The organism is Kitasatospora albolonga, assembly GCF_039535905.1.
Lineage (GTDB): Bacteria > Actinomycetota > Actinomycetes > Streptomycetales > Streptomycetaceae > Kitasatospora > Kitasatospora albolonga.
The window spans coordinates 17,420-34,589 of the sequence record NZ_BAAAYB010000161.1 but is presented as its reverse complement, the minus strand read 5'-3'; the positions used below and the strand labels follow the sequence as shown (position 1 = coordinate 34,589).

Sequence of the window (17,170 nt, the reverse complement as noted above, 5' to 3'; positions counted from 1 at the left end):
CCGACCTCCGGCCAGTTCCGCAGTAGCGCCTCCAGTGCCCGTTCCCAGGCCTCCTGCGCGTGCCATCGGCATCCTCTCACCTGAGCCTATTAAGCATTTGCCTAAAACCTTTAGGCAAAATAACCTCACCCTTATGAAGCCGCTGACCGAACCCCAGATCCGCGCCTCCTTCGTGAACTGCACCAAGGGCGAGGCCTCCCGCCTGGCCGTCCCGCGCGACCTCGCGGACCGCGCCTGGCCCGAGCTCGACTACCTCGGCTGGCGCGACCCCCAGGCCCCCGACCGCGCCTACCTGGTCGCCGAACTCGACGGCGTCCCCACCGGCCTGGTCCTGCGCAGCCCGTCCGCCGCCTCCTGGCAGGCCCGCCGCAGCATGTGCTCGGTCTGCGTCACCACCCACGTCGGCGGCGTCTCCCTGATGGTCGCCCCCAAGGCCGGCAAGGCCGGCCGCGAGGGCAACTCCGTCGGCGTCTACCTCTGCACCGACCTCGCCTGCTCCCACCACCTCCGCAACCCCCAGCAGTCCGGCACCCGCCTCCAGGAGACCCTCACCCTCGAGGAGCGCATCACCCGCACCACCACCAACCTCGCCGCCTTCATCGCCAAGGTCACTACCTGAGCGACCGCCTGAGCCACCGTCACCTGCCGCCCTCGCCGACCGGCCGGGCCGGCAAATTCCCTGGCGGACCGGTGCGTGCCGTGCGACGCTCCCGGGCGTGCGCACCGTCCTGCGGACCCTGGCGAGCAGTCGTGCCCTGGGTCCGGAACACATCGATGCCCTGATCGACCACGGCGACCCCGACGTCCTGTCGGAGCTGTGCCGGCGGTCGGACCTGACGCCCCGACAGCTGGACGCCCTGGTGGCCGACGGCGGCCGGGCGGCCTTCCTGGCCCTGGTCCGCTCCGGGGCGATGCCGGAGGAGCGGATCCCCGCGGACGACCCGGAGGCGCAGCTGGCCGCCGTCGGCCGTCCGGACCCCGCCGGAGCCGGGGCCGCCCGGCCGGCGGACCGTCCGGTCACCGAGGAGCGGAGCACAACGCTCCGGATCCTGGCCGGCGACCCCGACTGCGCGGTGGCCGCCGCGGCCGTCCGGCTGCTGGAGGAGGCCGGCGTACCGGACACCCGCCGGCGGCCCGAGGCCTGCGTCCGGATCGCGATCGCCGGGACCACCGCCGACGGGGAGACCCTTCGCGGCCTGCTCGCGGTCGACGGGCCGCCGCCCCTGGTCCCCTGCCCGCACCGCCCCGACCCGGACGCCGCCCTGGCGGAACTGCGCAGCGCCGCCGTCCGGAACCGCCACGCACCGGCCGACGCGGTCGAGGAGCTCCTCGACGCCACCTGGCCCGCCCTGGCAGCCCAGGCCGCGGCCTGCTGGGCGGGCCTGCGGCCGGAGACCTACGAGCGCCTGCTCGGGCTGGACGACCCCCGGGTCACCGCGGCGGTGGCGGGCGGAAGGGGCACGCCCGCGCGTCTGATCCGCCACCTCTTCGACGCCGACTGGGGACGCTGGCGCGGCGACGTCCTCGGCGGCGTCGGAGCCGTCCCGCTCGACCTCCTGGTCCGTGAGGCCTTGGCGGGCCGGGGCGGCGGAGTCGCGCACCACCGGGACGTCGACGGCCTGGCGGCCCTGGCGGAGCACTCCGACCCCCGGGTCCGCATGCTCCCGCTCGACAACGTCCACCTGCGTCCCGAGGTGCTCGCCCGGCTGGTCGACGACCCCGATCCGGCCGTGGCCCTCCGCGCCGCGCTCCGCTCCCGCGACCCCGAGCGGCTCCGTGCGGCGGCGGAACGGTTCGGGCCCGGCAGTCACACCCCGATTGCCCGCGAGCTCTGGTGCCCCGCCGACCTGCTGCTCACCGTCGCGCAGGACCGTGACACCCCGTTCGAGGCGGCCCTGGTCGTCGCGGACCACCGGAACGCGACGCCCGAGGTGCTCGACGCCTGCCTGGACCACCATCCGGGGCCGGAGATGGACGAGGCGGTGGTCGAGAACCAGGCGGCCTCGCCCGAGCAGCTCGACCGGCTGGTGCGGGGAGGTGTCCTTCCCGTCCTGCGGGCGGCGGCCCGCAACCCCGAGCTGCCGCCCCGGGTGGTGGACGCGATCCTCGCGCTCGCCCTCGGCCCTCGCACCCCCGCGTGCTGGCGCTAGCACTCTGCTTGCAATTGCAAGCACGGATGGGCAGACTGCTGCCATGGCTTCGCTGAACGTGGGCTCGCTCGGGGAGTACATCCGCGAGCAGCGGCGGAACGCGCAGTACTCGCTGCGCCAACTCGCCGACGCCGCCGGGGTGTCCAACCCGTACCTGAGTCAGATCGAGCGCGGGCTGCGGAAGCCGAGCGCGGAGATCCTGCAGCAGATCGCCAAAGCACTGCGGATCTCGGCGGAGACCCTGTACGTGCAGGCCGGGATCCTCGAGGAGCGGCCGCAGGCCGAGCCGGGGGAGACGCCCGGACTGCGGGCGGCGGTCCTGGCGGACCGGCAGCTCAACGAGCGGCAGAAGCAGGCCCTGCTGGCGGTGTACGAGGCGTTCCTGAAGGAGAACCAGGAGCAGCCCGCCGCGGCAGCGGAAGCAGCAGAGGGACAGGCCGGCCGCCGGACTGTCGACGGATGAGAGGACGACGGGCCATGCCGATCGGCGACGAGATCAAGAAGACCCTCAGCGACCCGACCCCGCTGTACGCCCTCGCGGGCGCGGGCGACCTGGCGTACGAGAAGCTGCGCGAGGTGCCGGGCAAGGTCGAGGCACTGGCCGCCGACCGCAAGGGCGCGCAGGAGAAGGCCGCCACCGCGCTCCAGGAGGCCGGCGCCAAGCTGGTCGAGGCGCAGGCGAAGGTGGCCGGGACGGTCAGCGGGCTGCCCTCCGACCTGAAGGGCATTCAGGAGAAGGTGCAGGGGCTGGCGCTCCAGCAGGTGGGCCTGGCGCTGGAGTTGGCGGTCAAGGCCAAGGAGGCCTACGACGAGCTGGCCGTCCGGGGCCGCACCGTGGTGGAGAAGAACCAGCCGGGCACCGCCGCCGAGCGGGCCGCGGAGCCGGAGGAGGCCGTCGAGGCCGAGCTGGTGGAGGCCGAGGCCGTGGTGCTCGACCTGGAGCCGGAGCCGGAGCAGGCCCCGGAGTCCGCCGCGGCCCCGAAGCGCGCTCCCCGCGCCCGCAAGCCGAAGGCCGCACCGACCGACGCCGAGTGAGCTCGCGCACCGAAAGGTGCGAAGCGGGCCGGAAGCGGGCACATCCGGGCTGTACGGCTCGTTGTTCCCGGTACGGCCGCCCGGCCGTGCCACCATGGGCGGCGGCAGTGACCGGAACACACGGAGGAGGCGGCAGCGGTGGCGTACATCCTGAGCTTGCAGTTCCTGAGCCCGGAGTGGTGGCTGTCGGTCGCGATCATCGGGTTCAAGCTGTTCGCCTTCGTGGACGCGGTGACCAGACGCGAGGACGCCTACCGCGCGGCGGACAAGAAGACCAAGCCGTTCTGGCTGGCCCTGACCGGCGCGGCGCTCGCGCTCGACCTGCTGCTGGGTGCCTCGGTGGTCAGTCCGCTGACGCTGATCGGCCTGGTGGCCTCGATCGTCTACGTGGTGGACGTCCGCCCGGCGATCAAGCAGCTGACCGACGGGCGCGGCAACAGCAGCCGGAGCAACAACGGGCCGTACGGGCCCTGGTGACGACGGGTCGGACACCGGGTCACCAGCACGGATGGGCGGGCCGCGAGGCCCGCCCATCCGTGCGTCCGCCCACCGGGAGCGGGCTCAGCCCATGATGAGCGGCACCGGCTGACGCTCCAGCAGCAGCACCGCCACGTCGTCCGCGAGCGCCCCGCCGTTCAGCTCCTCCACCTCGGCGATGGCGCTGTCCACCAGCCGCCCCCGGGTCAGCCCGCCCGCCTGGTGGTCCGCTATCAGGCCGATCAGCCCGTCCTGGCCGAGCCGCCGCGACCCGGCGCCGACCCGGCCCTCGATCAGCCCGTCGGTGTAGAGCAGCAGGCTCCAGCCCGGACGGAGCGTCAGCTCCTGGGCCGGCCAGGTGGCGCCCGGGTCGTCGCAGTGCAGCAGCCCGAGGGCCGGCCCGGCCTGGTCGGCGGGGAGCAGGCCGGGTTCGCCGTCCCGGCTCAGCAGCAGCGGGGCGGGGTGCCCGGCGAGGTACATCCGGGCCTGCTCCTCGGCGGCCGTCGGGCCCTCGGCGGAGGGCGGGGAGAGCACCAGCAGGCAGAGCGTCGCGAAGATCTCGTCGCTGCGGCGCTCGTGCTCCAGCACGTGCTGGAGGGTGGTGAGCAGGGTCTGCCCGGTCAGCCCGGCGAAGACCAGCGACCGCCAGGCGATCCGCAGCGCGACGCCGAGCGCGGCCTCGTCCGGGCCGTGCCCGCAGACGTCGCCGATCACCACGTGCACGGTGCCGTCGTCGGTGCGGACGGCGTCGTAGAAGTCGCCGCCGAGCAGCGCCCGGCTGCGGCCGGGACGGTAGCGGCGGGTGAAGGAGAGCCCGGCGCCGTCCAGCAGCGGGGTGGGCAGCAGGTGGCGCTGGAGGCGGGCGTTCTCCTGGCCGCGCAGCTCGGCCTCGACCAGGCGGCGCTGCGACTCGTCGGCCCGGCGGCGCTCGACCGCGTACCGCAGGGCCCGGGCCAGCAGCGGCCCGTCGGTCTGGTGGCGGATCAGGAAGTCCTGCGCCCCGGCGGCCACGGCCGCCGCGCCCAGCTCGGCCCCGGCGGCGTCGGTGAGCACCACCACGGCCGTCTGCGGGGCCCGGCGGAGCAGTTCGTGCAGGCCGTCCAGGCCCTGGAGCGGGCCGGTCTGGTCGGCCGGGTCGGCCAGGTCGAGCAGCACGCAGCTGAACTCCACCTCGCGGGGACGCCCCGCCGGCCGGCGCCCCTGGCCGGCCGCCCCGGCCAGCCGCTCGGCGGCGGAGGGCACGCCCTGGGCCCAGTGCAGTTCGATCGCGGCGCCGGAGTCGGCGACCAGCTGCTCCAGGAAGGCCGCGTCGGTGTAGTCGTTCTCGATCACCAGCAGCCGGAACGGGCCGTCGCCGCCGTTGGCCCGGGGGTGCGGTATCGGCAGCACCGCGGCGGAGGGCGTGGCCGGGGCCCGGCCGGCCGGCCGCTCCGACGCGCGTCCACCCTGCGACCGCGCCGGCGGTTTCACCTCGGCGACGGCGCCCGGCCGGTGCGGGGCCGCCGGCCCCCGCCCGTCTCCCGTTGCGGGCATTGGTCGGTCCTCCCTTTCCCCGACAGCGCAACGGCTGGGCCAGCCGTGCGGTGCCCGGATGGCACCGGGAGTCGGAGAGCTCCCGCGACCATAACGCGGCCGGAGCCCTTTCCTCCGGCTGACGGGCGGCTCTGTGGCTATCGCCACGCGACCGGGAGAATGCGCTGGCCTCGGGTGGAACGATTCTGGTATGGACCGGTGAGGAACGCACGGGAGGTCGGGAACGGTGACGCGCATCACGCCGGTGGAGGGTGACATCACGGCGCAGGAGGTGGACGCGGTGGTCAACGCCGCGAACAGCTCGCTGCTCGGCGGGGGAGGCGTGGACGGGGCGATCCACCGCCGCGGCGGGCCGGAGATCCTGGCCGAGTGCCGGGCCCTGCGCGCCTCGAAGTACGGCCGCGGGCTGCCCGTCGGACAGGCCGTGGCCACCACCGCCGGCCGCCTCCCCGCCCGCTGGGTGGTGCACACCGTCGGGCCCGTCCACCTGCCCGAGGAGTACGAGGCGCGGGCCGCGCTGCTGGCCTCCTGCCACCGCGAGTCGCTCCGCGTGGCGGCCGCGCTCGGCGCCCGGACGGTGGCCTTCCCGGCCATCTCCACCGGCGTCTACCGCTGGCCCCTGGCGGACGCCGCACAGATCGCCGTCCGGGCGGTCCGGGAGGCCGTCGCGGAGCACCCGGAGCTCGTGGAGGTGCGCTTCGTGCTGTTCGGCCCGGAGGCCCACGGAGTCTTCCGCGGCGCCCTGGACGAGACCGGCTGAGACTCCGTCAGCTCGGGCGGCGCCGCGGCCCGGTCAGGGGGCCAGCGCGGACCACTCCACGGTGAGCTCGCCCTGCCGCCACCGGCCCCGGGCGTCCAGCACCGGCCAACTCCCGGACACCGAGCGGCAGGTGGCGATCCAGCGCTGCCGGGCCCCGAACGCGCCGTACGGGGCGGCGGCCGACCAGGCCCGGTCGAGGTCGGTGAGGAAGGCGTGCACCGGGCGGCCCGGCACGTTGTGGTGGATCAGCGCCTTCGGCAGCCGCTCGGCCAGCTCGGAGGGCTGGGCCAGCCCGGCCAGCCGGGCCGCGAAGGTGACCGTCCGGGGCCCCTCCGGGCCCAGCGCCACCCACACGTGCCGCCGCCCGATCTCGTCGCAGGTGCCCTCCACCAGCAGCCCGCCGGGCGCCAACCGCCCGCACAGCCGCTCCCAGACCGGGCCGACGGCGGCCTCCTCGTACTGCCGCAGCACGTTCGCCGCCCGGATCAGCAGCGCGCCCTCCCGGCCGTCCAGCGGCACCTCGAAGCCGCCCCGCCGGAAGCTCAGCAGCGGCGGCTCGGCGTACGGCAGCGCGGCCGCCACCCGCTCCGGCTCGATCTCGATGCCCACCGTCCGGACGTCCGGCCGCACCGCGCGCAGCCGCGTCGACAGCTCCACCGCCGTCCACGGCGCAGCCCCGTACCCGAGGTCCACGGCGGTCGGCGGCCGCTCGGCGGAGCGCAGCGCCGGGCCCAGCGCGTGGGCGATCCACCGGTCCATCCGCCGCAGCCGGTTGGTCCCCGTCGTCCCCCGCGTCACCGTCCCCTCGGGCCGCTCCCCCCGGCCACGGGCGGGAGAACTGTGCGGAACGGACGGCGCGACCATGCGGGCAGCCTAGTTGGAGCGCGGGCGGCTGCGCCTTCGGGGGCGCGAGGAACCGCGCGAATCGGAAGGCGGGCCAGAGCCGGGTCGGGGCGGGCGAGCCAGGTGCACGTGCTGCCGTTCCCCAGCGCGCAGTTCCCCGCGCCCCCGGTGTGACCACTTTCGTTCCGCCTGGTTGCGGCGCGGGTGGCCGCGCCTTCGGGGGCGCGAGGAACTGCGCGAATCGGCAGGCGGGCCAGAGCCGGGTCGGGGCAGGTCAGCCAGTTGCACGCGCTGCCGTTCCCCAGCGCGCAGTTCCCCGCGCCCCCGGTGTGACCACTTTCGTTCCGCCTGGTTGCGGCGTGGGTGGCCGCGCCTTCGGGGGCGCGAGGAACTGCGCGAATCGGCAGGCGGGCCAGAGCCGGGTCGGGGCAGGTCAGCCAGTTGCACGCGCTGCCGTGCCCCCCGCGCGCAGTTCCCCGCGCCCCCGGCGTGACCACTTTCGTTCCGCCGAGCGGGAATGCGACGTGACATAGACGTGGTTGTCTCCTTGGACGAATGCCCACGGGCCGGAGCGCGGTGCCCAGGGGAGCGACGAGGAGGCTCAGCCAGGTGACCAAGCACCCCGCCCGCACGGCGGCGCGACGTTCCCCCCTGCTCACGCCCGGCCGCGGGCGCCTGCAGAGCCTGGTCGGCCGTCGCCGCCCGCACCGGATCGCCATGCTGAGCGTCCACACCTCCCCCCTGCACCAGCCGGGCACCGGCGACGCGGGCGGGATGAACGTCTACATCGTCGAGCTGGCCAAGCGCCTCGCCGCCCTCGACATCGAGGTCGAGGTCTTCACCCGGGCGATCAGCTCGGACGACGCCCCCACCGTGGAGCTGGCCCCCGGCGTGCTGGTCCGGCACGTCACGGCGGGCCCGTACGAGGGGCTGGTGAAGGAGGACCTGCCGGCCCAGCTCTGCGCCTTCACCCACGCGGTGCTGCGCACCGAGGCCGGCCACCGCCCCGGCCACTACGACCTGGTCCACTCGCACTACTGGCTCTCCGGCCAGGTCGGCTGGCTGGCCGCCCAGCGCTGGGGCGTTCCGCTGGTGCACACCATGCACACCATGGCCAAGGTCAAGAACGCGGCGCTGGCCGAGGGGGACACCCCGGAGCCGGCCGCCCGGGAGATCGGCGAGAGCCAGGTGGTCGAGGCCGCCGACCGGTTGATCGCCAACACGGCGGAGGAGGCCGAGGAGCTGGCCTTCCACTACGCCGCCCGCCAGGACCAGCTCGCCGTGGTCCACCCGGGCGTCAACCTCGACGTCTTCCGCCCCGGCCACGCGGGCCCGGACGCCCGCGCCGCCGCCCGGGCCCGCCTCGGCCTGCCGCAGGACGCGGCGGTGCTGCTGTTCGCCGGCCGGATACAGCCGCTCAAGGCGCCGGACGTGCTGCTGCGGGCCGTCGCGGTGCTGCTGGAGCGCGAGCCCGAGCTGCGCGGCCGGCTGATCGTGCCGGTGGTCGGCGGGCCGTCCGGCACCGGGCTCGCCAAGCCGGAGAGCCTGCAGAAGCTCGCCGCCCAGCTGGGCATCTCGGACGTGGTCCGCTTCCACCCGCCTGTCGGCCAGCAGCAGCTCGCCGAGTGGTACCGGGCCGCCACCGCCCTGGTGATGCCCTCGTACAGCGAGTCCTTCGGCCTGGTCGCCCTGGAGGCCCAGGCCTGCGGCACCCCGGTGGTCGCCGCCGCGGTCGGCGGCCTCCCGGTCGCGGTCGAGGGCGGCCGCACCGGCACCCTGGTGCCCGGCCACGACCCGCAGGACTGGGCCCGCGCGCTGCGCCCGTACGTGACGGACCGTGAGCTGGTGCACCGTCAGGGCCTGGCCGCCGCCGCCCACGCCGCCGCCTTCGGCTGGGACCGCGCCGCTGCCCGCACCGCCGAGGTCTACGCGGCGGCCATGCAGCACTCCACCTCCCTGCTGGCGGGCCTGCGCCTGGCCTGACGACGGCCCCGGCATTTCGGCGTGACGGGGAGTCAGGCGCCGCCGGCGCCGTACCCCCGAGTAACGTCTGCTGCATGGCAACCCCCACCAAGGACGACGCCCTGGCCCTGCTCCGCACCGCCCTGGACGAGGCGGGCGTGGCCTGGGAGCCCGCCGCGACCGACCCGTACACGCTGGTCGCGACGCTGCCCGGGACGCGCAAGCTGGCCACCCCCTGCGCCCTGCGGGTCGGCGACCACACCCTGTCGGTGAACGCCTTCGTGATCCGCCGCCCGGACGAGAACCACGAGGCGGTCTTCCGCTGGCTGTTGGAGCGCAACACCAAGCTGTTCGGCGTCGCCTACGCGGTCGACGGGCTCGGCGACGTCTACCTGGCCGGCCGCCTGCCGCTGGAGGCGCTCACCGCGGACGTGGTGGACCGCCTGCTCGGCACCGTTCTCGGCGCCGCCGACGAGCCCTTCAACACGCTGCTCGAACTCGGCTTCGCCACCGCGATCCGGCGCGAGTGGGAGTGGCGCACCAAGCGCGGCGAGTCCACCCGGAACCTGGAGGCCTTCACCCACCTCGCCGCCCCGGCCCCCGCCCCGGCCGCCCCGGACTCCGAGGCCCCCGAGAACGGCTAGACCAGCGCCCGGGCCGGCTCCTCCACCGGCACCGGCGCGGCCGTGCGGCGGCCGAGCACCAGGAAGCCCGCGGCCGCCGCGCTGCCCAGCAGCGCGCAGACGCCCCAGGCCGCGACCCCGCCGCCGTACTGGAGCAGCAGCGCCCCGCCCGCCGGGCCGAGGAACATCGCCAGCGACCAGGAGAGCGAGTACACGCCCTGGTAGCGGCCGCGCGCCTCGGCCGGGGCCAGCTCGGCGACCAGCGCCATCATGGTCGGCGCGTTGACGATCTCGCCGATGGTCCAGATCACCACGGTGAGGGCGAAGAACCAGGCCGAGGAGCCGGCGAACATGGTGAGCCCGAAGCCCCAGCCGATCAGCAGCGCGCTGGCGACCAGCAGGCCGGTGCGGCTGCGGCCCTCCATCAGCCGGGTGATCGGGAGCTGGAGCAGCACGATCAGGACGCCGTTGAGGCTGATCACCAGGCCGTACTGGGAGGCCGGGACACCGGCCTGCCCCATGTCCACGGCCAGCGTGGTGGAGCCCTGCTGGGCGACCAGCGCGAGCAGCAGGTTGACCGCGAAGACCGCCATGAAGCGGCCGTCCCGGAAGACCCGGCCGAGACCCACCTCCGGCGCGGCCGGCCCGGCGGCCGGCGTCGACGGCCTGCTTTCCGGCACCTTCACGAAGACCACCACCGCGCAGAGCAGCGTGCTCAGCGCGTCCAGCAGGAAGAGCGCCAGGTAGCCGTGGGCGGCGATCAGCCCGGCCACCGCCGCGGAGGCGCCGAAGCCGATGTTGATCGCCCAGTAGTTCAGCGCGTACGCGCGGCCCCGGTCCGCGGCGGGCACCACGTCGGCGATGATCGCGGAGATGGCGGGGCGGGAGGCGTTGCTGGTGAGGCCGACCACGAAGACCACCGCCGCGATGGCCACCGGCCCGTCGGTGAAGCCGAGCACGGCCACCGAGACGGCGGTGCCGAGCTGGGCGGCGAGCAGGGTGGGGCGCCGTCCGACCCGGTCGGTGAGCACGCCGCCGCCGAGGGAGGCGATGGCCGAGCCCAGGCCGAACAGCGAGGCGACCAGACCCGCGTAGGCGGCCGACCAGCCTCGCTCGACGGTCAGGTAGAGCGACAGGAACGGGACCACGAACCCGCCGAGCTTGTTCACCAGGGTGGCGGTCCAGAGCCACCAGAACTGACGGGGTAGTCCACGACCCGTCTCGGAGAGCGAGACGTAGAGGCGGTGCAGGGCGGGCATGTGGGGGCTCCCGGGCGCGGTGGGGCACCGCTCAGCGGTGCCCCGGCGGGCGGGGATGACCGCTGGGCGGTGGTGTAAGTGGCTCTTCTGCATCGCGCACATTACCGGTGGACCTTGGTCCCGGCTACCCGTTATCCGGCTCGATTAAGCTGAGCCCCATGGCTGACACGACCTACCGACTGATCCTGCTCCGTCACGGCGAGAGCCAGTGGAACCAGAAGAACCTCTTCACCGGGTGGGTCGACGTCGACCTCAACGAGAAGGGCGAGAAGGAGGCCGCGCGCGGTGGCGAACTGCTCGCCGCCGAGGGCTACTTCCCCGACGTGGTGCACACCTCCCTGCTGCGCCGCGCGATCCGCACCTCGCAGATCGCCCTCGACAAGGCCGACCGCCACTGGATCCCGGTCAGCCGCAGCTGGCGGCTGAACGAGCGCCACTACGGCGCCCTCCAGGGCAAGGACAAGGCCCAGACCCTGGCCGAGTTCGGCGAGGAGCAGTTCCAGCTGTGGCGCCGCTCGTACGACACCCCGCCGCCGGTGCTGGCCGACGACGCCGAGTACTCGCAGGCCGGTGACGCCCGCTACGCCGACATCCCGAGCGAGCTGCGCCCGGCCACCGAGTGCCTCAAGGACGTCGTCGAGCGGATGCTCCCGTACTGGTACGACGCCATCGTCCCCGACCTCGCGGCCGGCAAGACCGTCCTGGTCACCGCGCACGGCAACAGCCTGCGCGCCCTGGTGAAGCACCTCGACGGCATCTCCGACGAGGACATCGCGGGCCTCAACATCCCGACCGGCATCCCGCTCGTCTACGAGCTCGACGCCGACTTCAAGCCGGTCGCCAAGGGCGGCCGCTACCTGGACGCCGACGCCGCGGCGGCCGCCATCGAGGCGGTCAAGAACCAGGGCAAGAAGTAAGCATGACGTAAAGGTCCTGCCCGGACCGCGCACGGCCCCCTCCCGCCCGGGAGGGGGCCGTTATCCTTCTGCCTTCCGGAACGACTACGGGGGGACCGATGGTCAAGAAGTCCATGGCGGGCGCGCTCGTCGTGCTGCTGGTGCTGTCGCTGGCGGCGTGCGGCTCGGGCAAGAAGAAGAACAAGGGCAAGAGCAAGGACCGGACCCACAGCACCCAGCCGGCGAGCAGCCTGAGCGTCTCGCCGTTGCTGCTCACCAACGGCGGCGCCCTGACCGTCACCTACAACGGCTGCTCCGTCGGTGACCAGCTGGAGTTCGCCTGGGCCAAGGGCGGCCAGCGCGGCTCGCTGGGCACGGCCGCCTGCTCGGGCGGCTCGGCGGTACTGCGGCTGCCGAAGTACACCGCGAGCGCGACCGGCGACCTCCAGGTGACCGGCAAGGTGGTCTCCTCCGGCCGGACCGAGAGTGCCACGCTCACCGTGAAGTAGTCCCGGGTCACCGGTGTCACAGCGGCCCCATCCGTCCCACGGGTGGGGCCGTCGGTGCGTCAACTCGCTTCTGTATCACGGTGGTTCAGACCATTGACGGCCATCTGACGCGCTCCTATGGTATGGACCAGTGGCACGAGCACGCCAAGATCCCCCCACGGATCCGGCGTGCGTCCGGCCCCGTACTCCATCCACCCCCACAGCTCGCTCCGGCCTGCCCGGAGCCGAGTCGGAAGGAGCACCATGCGCAAGCGTCATCTGGTCGGCGCCCTGGTGGCGGCCGTCGCGGTACCGGTCGCGACCGCCCTGCCGGCCTACTCGCACGGCTACGTCACCGGCCCGCCCAGCCGGGCCGCACTCTGTGCCGCGGGCACCGTCACCAACTGCGGCGACATCCAGTGGGAGCCGCAGAGCGTCGAGGGCCCGAAGGGCTTCCCGGGCTCCGGCCCGGCCGACGGCAAGCTCTGCGCGGGCGGCAACAGCCGCTTCGCCCAGCTGGACAACCCGCGCAACGGCGCCTGGCCGACCACCAAGGTCACCGCGGGCTCCCGGCAGAACTTCACCTGGAAGTTCACCGCCCGGCACGCCACCGCCTCGTACCGGTACTTCCTCACCAAGCCCGGCTACAGCGCGGCCACCGCGCTCAGCAGGAGCAACCTCAACCTCACCCCGCTGCTCACCGTGCCCGGCAACAACCAGCAGCCGCCGAGCACCCTCACCCACAGCGTCCCGCTGCCGGCCGGCCTGACCGGCCACCACGTGCTGCTCGCGGTCTGGGACATCTCCGACACGGCCAACGCCTTCTACTCCTGCGTCGACCTGCAGTTCTGACGCACGGTCAGGCCGGAACGTACGTCGGCCGGGCGCCCCGGCAGGTCAGGGGCGCCCGGCCGACGGGCCCGGTGCGACGTGCGGACGGCGCGGGTGGGTGGTCAGTGGCCGCCGCAGCAGCCGCCGCTGGCGCCGCCGCACTGGCAGGGCGCTCCGGACTGGCAGCCGCAGCCGCAGCCGGGGCTGCAACCACAGGTGGCGGAGAGCACCGGCAGCAGCTTCACGGCCGTCGGGGTGACGGAACTCGGCGGCTGGGTCTCGGGGGCAGTGGTCGCCTTCATCGCGCTGGGCCTCCTCGGCAGGGCACCGCGGGTGCACACGGCGGTGTGCCCCTCCACGAGTGAAGCCCCCCCGGTGACGAGGCGTCAACGGGCGCGCGGGGGCGGGGAGATCGGCCTCCCGTGCGCCCCCGCACCGCCCCATCGGGGTTTAGGCCTCGACGTCCGTGGCGGGCACGAACTCGCCCGCGTGCTCGCCGGTCACCAGGAAGACCACGCGCTTGGCCACCGAGACGGCGTGGTCGGCGAAGCGCTCGTAGTAGCGGCCGACCAGGGTGACGTCCACCGCGGTCTCGATGCCGTGCTGCCAGCGGTCGTCCAGCAGGTGCGAGAAGAGCTCGCGGTGCAGCGCGTCGATCGCGTCGTCGTCCTGCTCCAGCTCCAGCGCCTTGTCCACGTCCTTGGTGGCGATCACCAGGCCGGCCTTGGCCACCAGCCGCTGGGCGAGCTGCCCCATCTCCAGCACGATCGAGTGCAGGTCGTTCGGGACGGCGGACTCGGGGTAGCGCAGCCGGGCCACCTTGGCCACGTGCCGGGCCAGGTCGCCGCAGCGCTCCAGGTCGGAGCTCATCCGCAGCGAGGTGACCACGATCCGCAGGTCGGTGGCGACCGGCTGCTGCCGGGCCAGCAGGTCGATCGCCCGGTTCTCCAGGTCGTGGTGGAGGGCGTTGACCTTGTCGTCGGCCGCGATCACGCTCTCCGCCAGTGCCAGGTCGGCGTCGAGCAGCGCGGTGGTGGCCCGGCCCATGGCCGAGCCGACCAGCCGTGCCATCTCGACCAGCTGGTCGCTGATCGAGTCGAGTTCCTCGTGGTACGCGTCGCGCATTGCTGCTCTCCTCAGTAGCTCTGTCGGTGGCGGTGCCGACCGGCCGTGCCGACCGTAAGAGGATCGGACCGGCCGCTGCTGGTGGCCGCATCGTAGTGCCGCCACCGCCCGCACGGGCTGTGCGACCCACCCTGGGCCGTTCGGGCGACCACGCACGGCCGGTGTGGTGAACCGCCGGGAGCTTCGAGGTGAATTCTCGGTGACGTGCGGCCGATCCCTTGATCGCACCCGTGGGGAGCGCCGCCGGGATGCGCTTACGCTGGCCACATGGACGTGAATGTGGCCGCCGCCGCAGCCTGCGCCATAGCCGGGCTCGGGGTCGGTCTCACGGCCGCCATCGCCTTCCGCTGGAGCGAGCGGGAGCAGGCCCGCGCGGGCAACGGCGGCGGGAAGAACGGATCGGGCGGGCTCCCCGCCCAGGAAGCCCCGCTGCCCCCGGGCGTGGACACCGTGCTCTCGGTGCTCCGCTCCTGCGCGATCGTGCTCGGCGAGGGCGACGAGGTGGTCAAGGCCAGCTCCGCCGCCTACGCGATGGGCCTGGTGCGCGGTGGAGCGGTGGCGGTCGAGCAGATGCTCTCGCTGGCCCGCGCCACCCGCCGGGACGGCGAGATCCGCCAGGTCGAGCTGGAGGTGCCCAAGCCGGGCGTGGCCCGGCCGACCGAGCCGCTCGCGGTCTCGGTCCGGGTCGCCCCGCTCGGCTCCCGGCTGGTGCTGGTGCTGGTCGAGGACCGCACCGAGCGCCGCCGGATCGAGGCGGTCCGCCGGGACTTCGTCGCCAACGTCTCGCACGAGCTGAAGACCCCGGTCGGTGCGCTCTCCCTGCTCTCCGAAGCGGTCGCGGACGCCTCCGACGACCCGGAGGCGGTGCAGCGCTTCGCCGGCCGGATGCAGATCGAGGCCACCCGTCTGGCCAGCCTGGTGCAGGAGATCATCGACCTCTCCCGGGTCCAGGACGACCAGCTGCTGGTCGACCCGGAGCCGGTCGCGGTGGACACCCTGATCGCCGAGGCGATCGACCGCTGCCGCCAGCCCGCCGCCGCCAAGCAGATCCACATCGCGGCCGGCGGCATCGGCGGCCTCTACCTGCACGGCAACCGCGGCCAGCTGGCCGCCGCCCTCGGCAACCTGGTCGAGAACGCGGTCAACTACAGCCCGCCGCGCACCCGGGTGGCCATCGCCACCCGGCGCATCTCCAGCGCCGCCGCCCTCGGTGAGGCGGACGGCGAACTGATCGAGATCTCGGTGACCGACCAGGGCATCGGCATCTCCGAGACGGACCGCGAGCGGATCTTCGAGCGGTTCTACCGAGTCGACCCGGCCCGCTCCCGCGCCACCGGCGGAACCGGTCTCGGCCTCTCCATCGTCAAGCACGTGGCGGCCTCGCACGGCGGCACCGTCTCCGTGTGGAGCGTCGAGGGCCAGGGTTCCACCTTCACCGTTCGGCTCCCCGCCGGGAAACCCCCGGTCGAGGAACAGCAGCACCCCATGCCCAGCACCAACCCCCTTCCTGCCCCGGAGGCCCGCTCGTGACCCGTGTACTGGTGGTCGAGGACGAGGAGTCGTTCAGCGACGCCCTGTCGTACATGCTCCGCAAGGAGGGCTTCGAGGTGGCCATCGCCGCCACCGGCCCCGACGCGCTGGAGCAGTTCGAACGCAACGGCGCCGACCTGGTGCTGCTCGACCTGATGCTCCCCGGGCTCCCCGGCACCGAGGTCTGCCGCCAGCTGCGGGTCCGCTCCAACGTGCCGGTGATCATGGTCACCGCCAAGGACAGCGAGATCGACAAGGTCGTCGGTCTGGAGATAGGGGCCGACGACTACGTCACCAAGCCCTACTCCACCCGCGAGCTGGTGGCCCGCATCCGCGCGGTCCTGCGCCGCCGCGGCGAGGCCGACGGCACCGTCGAGAACGGCCCCGGCGCCCTGGAGGCCGGCCCGGTCCGGATGGACGTCGACCGCCACGTGGTGACGGTGGACGGCGCCAAGGTCGACCTGCCGCTCAAGGAGTTCGACCTGCTGGAGATGCTGCTGCGCAACGCGGGCCGGGTCCTCACCCGCATGCAGCTGATCGACCGGGTCTGGGGCGCCGACTACGTCGGCGACACCAAGACCCTGGACGTCCACGTGAAGCGCCTCCGGGCCAAGATCGAGCCGGACCCGGGCGCCCCGCGCTACCTGGTCACCGTCCGCGGCCTGGGCTACAAGTTCGAGCCGTAGACCGGACCGGCACCGGCCCGTACGCACCCGAAGGCCCCCGCTCGAACCGAGCGGGGGCCTTCGGGCGTCCCCGACGGGACGTCAGTGCGAGGCGGCGGCGGTGGAGCTGCCCGAGGCGGACGGCGAGGCCGAACCGCTCGCGGAGGCACCGGCCGAAGCCGAAGCCGAGGCCGACGCGCTGGCCGACGCCGAAGCGCTGGGCGAGGCGGACGCGGAGGGCGAGGCGGAGGGCGCGGTGGCGGGCTTCGACGGGGCGGCGGCGGCCGGGCCGAAGCCGCGGTACATGCCCTCGCCCGTGTGCACCTGGGCCTCGGTCTCGACCTTCCCGGCGGTGCCGAAGCCGAAGGCGACCTTGGCGTTGCCGCCGATCTCCACCTTGGCGGAGGCGACCTTGGCGACCGGCTGGTCCTCGCCGCCGAGCAGCACGGAGCCGCCCGCCGGGATGACGATCTCGGTCAGCGGGGCACCCTTGGAGTCGGCGAAGGTCGCGGCGCCGCCCTCGGCCAGCTCCACCGACTTCAGGACCTCCGGGCCGGAGCCGGTGTTGCTGATGTTCACCGAGACGTTGGCCGGGCCGGCGTGGTCGGACTTGGCTCCCGCCGCGGTCACCACCACGATGTTGTTGAGCCTGAGGGTGGTCCCGATCGAGGTCGAGGCGTTGTCCGGCTTGACCTGCAGGGTCGCGGGGCTGGTCCCGGCGGCACAGGCGGACAGCGGGAGGATCGCGGCGAGGGCGACGGCGGCGACTGCGCCGCGACGAAGGCTGCGGCTCACGGCGGCGGCATCTCCTTGGGTATCTGATCGGTGGTCAGGACTCAGGTTACCGACCGCGCATATCCGCTCATCACGGGGTGGCCCCGTGTCGCGCTCGGACCGCCCCGTCGGGTGCCGCGAGCACGTCCCGTACGCGTATACGGCAAAAACTCATGATCCAATCATGGTTTCGGGAGTGTTGCCAGAGGTTTCGTCAGG

General features: G+C 74.0%; 19 protein-coding genes. 13 read left to right on the top strand and 6 right to left on the bottom strand.

The window, feature by feature from the left end:
* The first annotated feature begins 133 nt into the window (after positions 1-133).
* The 5 genes from ABD946_RS41765 to ABD946_RS41745 all read left to right on the top strand — a co-directional run bounded on the left by ABD946_RS41765 (position 134) and on the right by ABD946_RS41745 (position 3,662).
* A complete protein-coding gene (locus ABD946_RS41765) occupies positions 134-619 on the top strand; it encodes an FBP domain-containing protein (protein ID WP_345290951.1) in 486 nt (161 codons plus the stop codon).
* A 97-nt stretch (positions 620-716) separates the two neighbouring features.
* On the top strand, positions 717-2,150 hold the full coding sequence (locus ABD946_RS41760; RefSeq protein ID WP_345290950.1) for a hypothetical protein: 1,434 nt from the start codon (positions 717-719) through the stop codon (positions 2,148-2,150).
* Positions 2,151-2,193: 43 nt separating this feature from the next.
* Positions 2,194-2,613 carry a helix-turn-helix domain-containing protein gene (locus ABD946_RS41755; protein ID WP_345290949.1) on the top strand — a complete coding sequence of 140 codons (420 nt, stop codon included), beginning with the start codon at positions 2,194-2,196 and terminating at the stop codon, positions 2,611-2,613.
* Between the two features lie 14 nt (positions 2,614-2,627).
* A complete protein-coding gene (locus ABD946_RS41750; RefSeq protein ID WP_345290948.1) occupies positions 2,628-3,185 on the top strand; it encodes a hypothetical protein in 558 nt (185 codons plus the stop codon).
* Positions 3,186-3,332: 147 nt separating this feature from the next.
* Positions 3,333-3,662, top strand: a complete 330-nt coding sequence (locus ABD946_RS41745; RefSeq protein WP_380149585.1) for a DUF2516 family protein — start codon at positions 3,333-3,335, stop codon at positions 3,660-3,662.
* Between the two features lie 84 nt (positions 3,663-3,746).
* Here the strand turns inward: ABD946_RS41745 and ABD946_RS41740 are convergent, their stop codons facing one another.
* Positions 3,747-5,195, bottom strand: coding sequence for a PP2C family protein-serine/threonine phosphatase (locus tag ABD946_RS41740; protein WP_345290946.1), 1,449 nt, complete (start codon positions 5,193-5,195; stop codon positions 3,747-3,749).
* Between the two features lie 226 nt (positions 5,196-5,421).
* Between ABD946_RS41740 and ABD946_RS41735 the strand changes: the two genes are divergently transcribed.
* Positions 5,422-5,955 carry an O-acetyl-ADP-ribose deacetylase gene (locus ABD946_RS41735; protein WP_345290945.1) on the top strand — a complete coding sequence of 178 codons (534 nt, stop codon included), beginning with the start codon at positions 5,422-5,424 and terminating at the stop codon, positions 5,953-5,955.
* Positions 5,956-5,988: 33 nt separating this feature from the next.
* Here the strand turns inward: ABD946_RS41735 and ABD946_RS41730 are convergent, their stop codons facing one another.
* A complete protein-coding gene (locus ABD946_RS41730; RefSeq protein WP_345290944.1) occupies positions 5,989-6,819 on the bottom strand; it encodes a class I SAM-dependent methyltransferase in 831 nt (276 codons plus the stop codon).
* Positions 6,820-7,353: 534 nt separating this feature from the next.
* Here ABD946_RS41730 and mshA point away from each other — a divergent pair.
* A complete protein-coding gene (mshA, locus tag ABD946_RS41725; RefSeq protein ID WP_380149558.1) occupies positions 7,354-8,781 on the top strand; it encodes a D-inositol-3-phosphate glycosyltransferase in 1,428 nt (475 codons plus the stop codon).
* Positions 8,782-8,855: 74 nt separating this feature from the next.
* Entirely contained in the window at positions 8,856-9,404 is a 549-nt protein-coding gene (locus tag ABD946_RS41720; protein WP_345290943.1) for a type III secretion system chaperone family protein, read from the top strand.
* Here the strand turns inward: ABD946_RS41720 and ABD946_RS41715 are convergent.
* Positions 9,401-10,642, bottom strand: a complete 1,242-nt coding sequence (locus tag ABD946_RS41715) for an MDR family MFS transporter (protein WP_345290942.1) — start codon at positions 10,640-10,642, stop codon at positions 9,401-9,403. The genes ABD946_RS41720 and ABD946_RS41715 overlap by 4 nt on opposite strands.
* Positions 10,643-10,800: 158 nt before the next feature.
* Between ABD946_RS41715 and ABD946_RS41710 the strand changes: the two genes are divergently transcribed.
* From ABD946_RS41710 to ABD946_RS41700, 3 genes are all read left to right on the top strand, one after another.
* On the top strand, positions 10,801-11,559 hold the full coding sequence (locus tag ABD946_RS41710) for a phosphoglyceromutase (protein ID WP_345290941.1): 759 nt from the start codon (positions 10,801-10,803) through the stop codon (positions 11,557-11,559).
* 98 nt (positions 11,560-11,657) lie between these two features.
* A complete protein-coding gene (locus tag ABD946_RS41705) occupies positions 11,658-12,047 on the top strand; it encodes a hypothetical protein (RefSeq protein WP_345290940.1) in 390 nt (129 codons plus the stop codon).
* A 243-nt stretch (positions 12,048-12,290) separates the two neighbouring features.
* On the top strand, positions 12,291-12,878 hold the full coding sequence (locus tag ABD946_RS41700) for a lytic polysaccharide monooxygenase auxiliary activity family 9 protein (RefSeq protein WP_345290939.1): 588 nt from the start codon (positions 12,291-12,293) through the stop codon (positions 12,876-12,878).
* Between the two features lie 101 nt (positions 12,879-12,979).
* On the opposite strand, the gene ABD946_RS41695 is transcribed toward ABD946_RS41700, so the two are convergent.
* Both ABD946_RS41695 and phoU read right to left on the bottom strand, forming a co-directional pair.
* Complete coding sequence (locus ABD946_RS41695) at positions 12,980-13,159, bottom strand: hypothetical protein (RefSeq protein ID WP_345290938.1); 180 nt, start codon at positions 13,157-13,159, stop codon at positions 12,980-12,982.
* A 148-nt stretch (positions 13,160-13,307) separates the two neighbouring features.
* On the bottom strand, positions 13,308-13,982 hold the full coding sequence (gene phoU, locus ABD946_RS41690) for a phosphate signaling complex protein PhoU (RefSeq protein ID WP_345290937.1): 675 nt from the start codon (positions 13,980-13,982) through the stop codon (positions 13,308-13,310).
* A 267-nt stretch (positions 13,983-14,249) separates the two neighbouring features.
* On the opposite strand from phoU, the gene phoR reads away from it, so the two are divergent.
* Entirely contained in the window at positions 14,250-15,512 is a 1,263-nt protein-coding gene (gene phoR / locus ABD946_RS41685) for a two-component system sensor histidine kinase PhoR (RefSeq protein ID WP_345290936.1), read from the top strand.
* On the top strand, positions 15,509-16,198 hold the full coding sequence (gene phoP, locus ABD946_RS41680; RefSeq protein WP_345290935.1) for a two-component system response regulator PhoP: 690 nt from the start codon (positions 15,509-15,511) through the stop codon (positions 16,196-16,198). The genes phoR and phoP overlap by 4 nt, the downstream gene beginning before the upstream one ends.
* Positions 16,199-16,279: 81 nt before the next feature.
* Here phoP and ABD946_RS41675 read toward each other — a convergent pair whose 3' ends face one another.
* On the bottom strand, positions 16,280-16,972 hold the full coding sequence (locus tag ABD946_RS41675; protein WP_345290934.1) for a DUF461 domain-containing protein: 693 nt from the start codon (positions 16,970-16,972) through the stop codon (positions 16,280-16,282).
* Between the last annotated feature and the right edge of the window lie 198 nt (positions 16,973-17,170).

Coding starts and splice junctions, on each gene's coding strand:
- ABD946_RS41740 (WP_345290946.1), bottom strand. CDS start 5,195: ATGCCCGCAACGGGAGACGGGCGGGGGCCGGCGGCCCCGCACCGGCCG.
- ABD946_RS41705 (WP_345290940.1), top strand. CDS start 11,658: ATGGTCAAGAAGTCCATGGCGGGCGCGCTCGTCGTGCTGCTGGTGCTG.
- ABD946_RS41695 (WP_345290938.1), bottom strand. CDS start 13,159: ATGAAGGCGACCACTGCCCCCGAGACCCAGCCGCCGAGTTCCGTCACC.
- phoR (WP_345290936.1), top strand. CDS start 14,250: ATGGACGTGAATGTGGCCGCCGCCGCAGCCTGCGCCATAGCCGGGCTC.
- ABD946_RS41700 (WP_345290939.1), top strand. CDS start 12,291: ATGCGCAAGCGTCATCTGGTCGGCGCCCTGGTGGCGGCCGTCGCGGTA.
- ABD946_RS41730 (WP_345290944.1), bottom strand. CDS start 6,819: ATGGTCGCGCCGTCCGTTCCGCACAGTTCTCCCGCCCGTGGCCGGGGG.
- phoU (WP_345290937.1), bottom strand. CDS start 13,982: ATGCGCGACGCGTACCACGAGGAACTCGACTCGATCAGCGACCAGCTG.
- ABD946_RS41750 (WP_345290948.1), top strand. CDS start 2,628: ATGCCGATCGGCGACGAGATCAAGAAGACCCTCAGCGACCCGACCCCG.
- mshA (WP_380149558.1), top strand. CDS start 7,354: ATGCCCACGGGCCGGAGCGCGGTGCCCAGGGGAGCGACGAGGAGGCTC.
- ABD946_RS41765 (WP_345290951.1), top strand. CDS start 134: ATGAAGCCGCTGACCGAACCCCAGATCCGCGCCTCCTTCGTGAACTGC.
- ABD946_RS41755 (WP_345290949.1), top strand. CDS start 2,194: ATGGCTTCGCTGAACGTGGGCTCGCTCGGGGAGTACATCCGCGAGCAG.
- ABD946_RS41710 (WP_345290941.1), top strand. CDS start 10,801: ATGGCTGACACGACCTACCGACTGATCCTGCTCCGTCACGGCGAGAGC.
- ABD946_RS41720 (WP_345290943.1), top strand. CDS start 8,856: ATGGCAACCCCCACCAAGGACGACGCCCTGGCCCTGCTCCGCACCGCC.
- ABD946_RS41715 (WP_345290942.1), bottom strand. CDS start 10,642: ATGCCCGCCCTGCACCGCCTCTACGTCTCGCTCTCCGAGACGGGTCGT.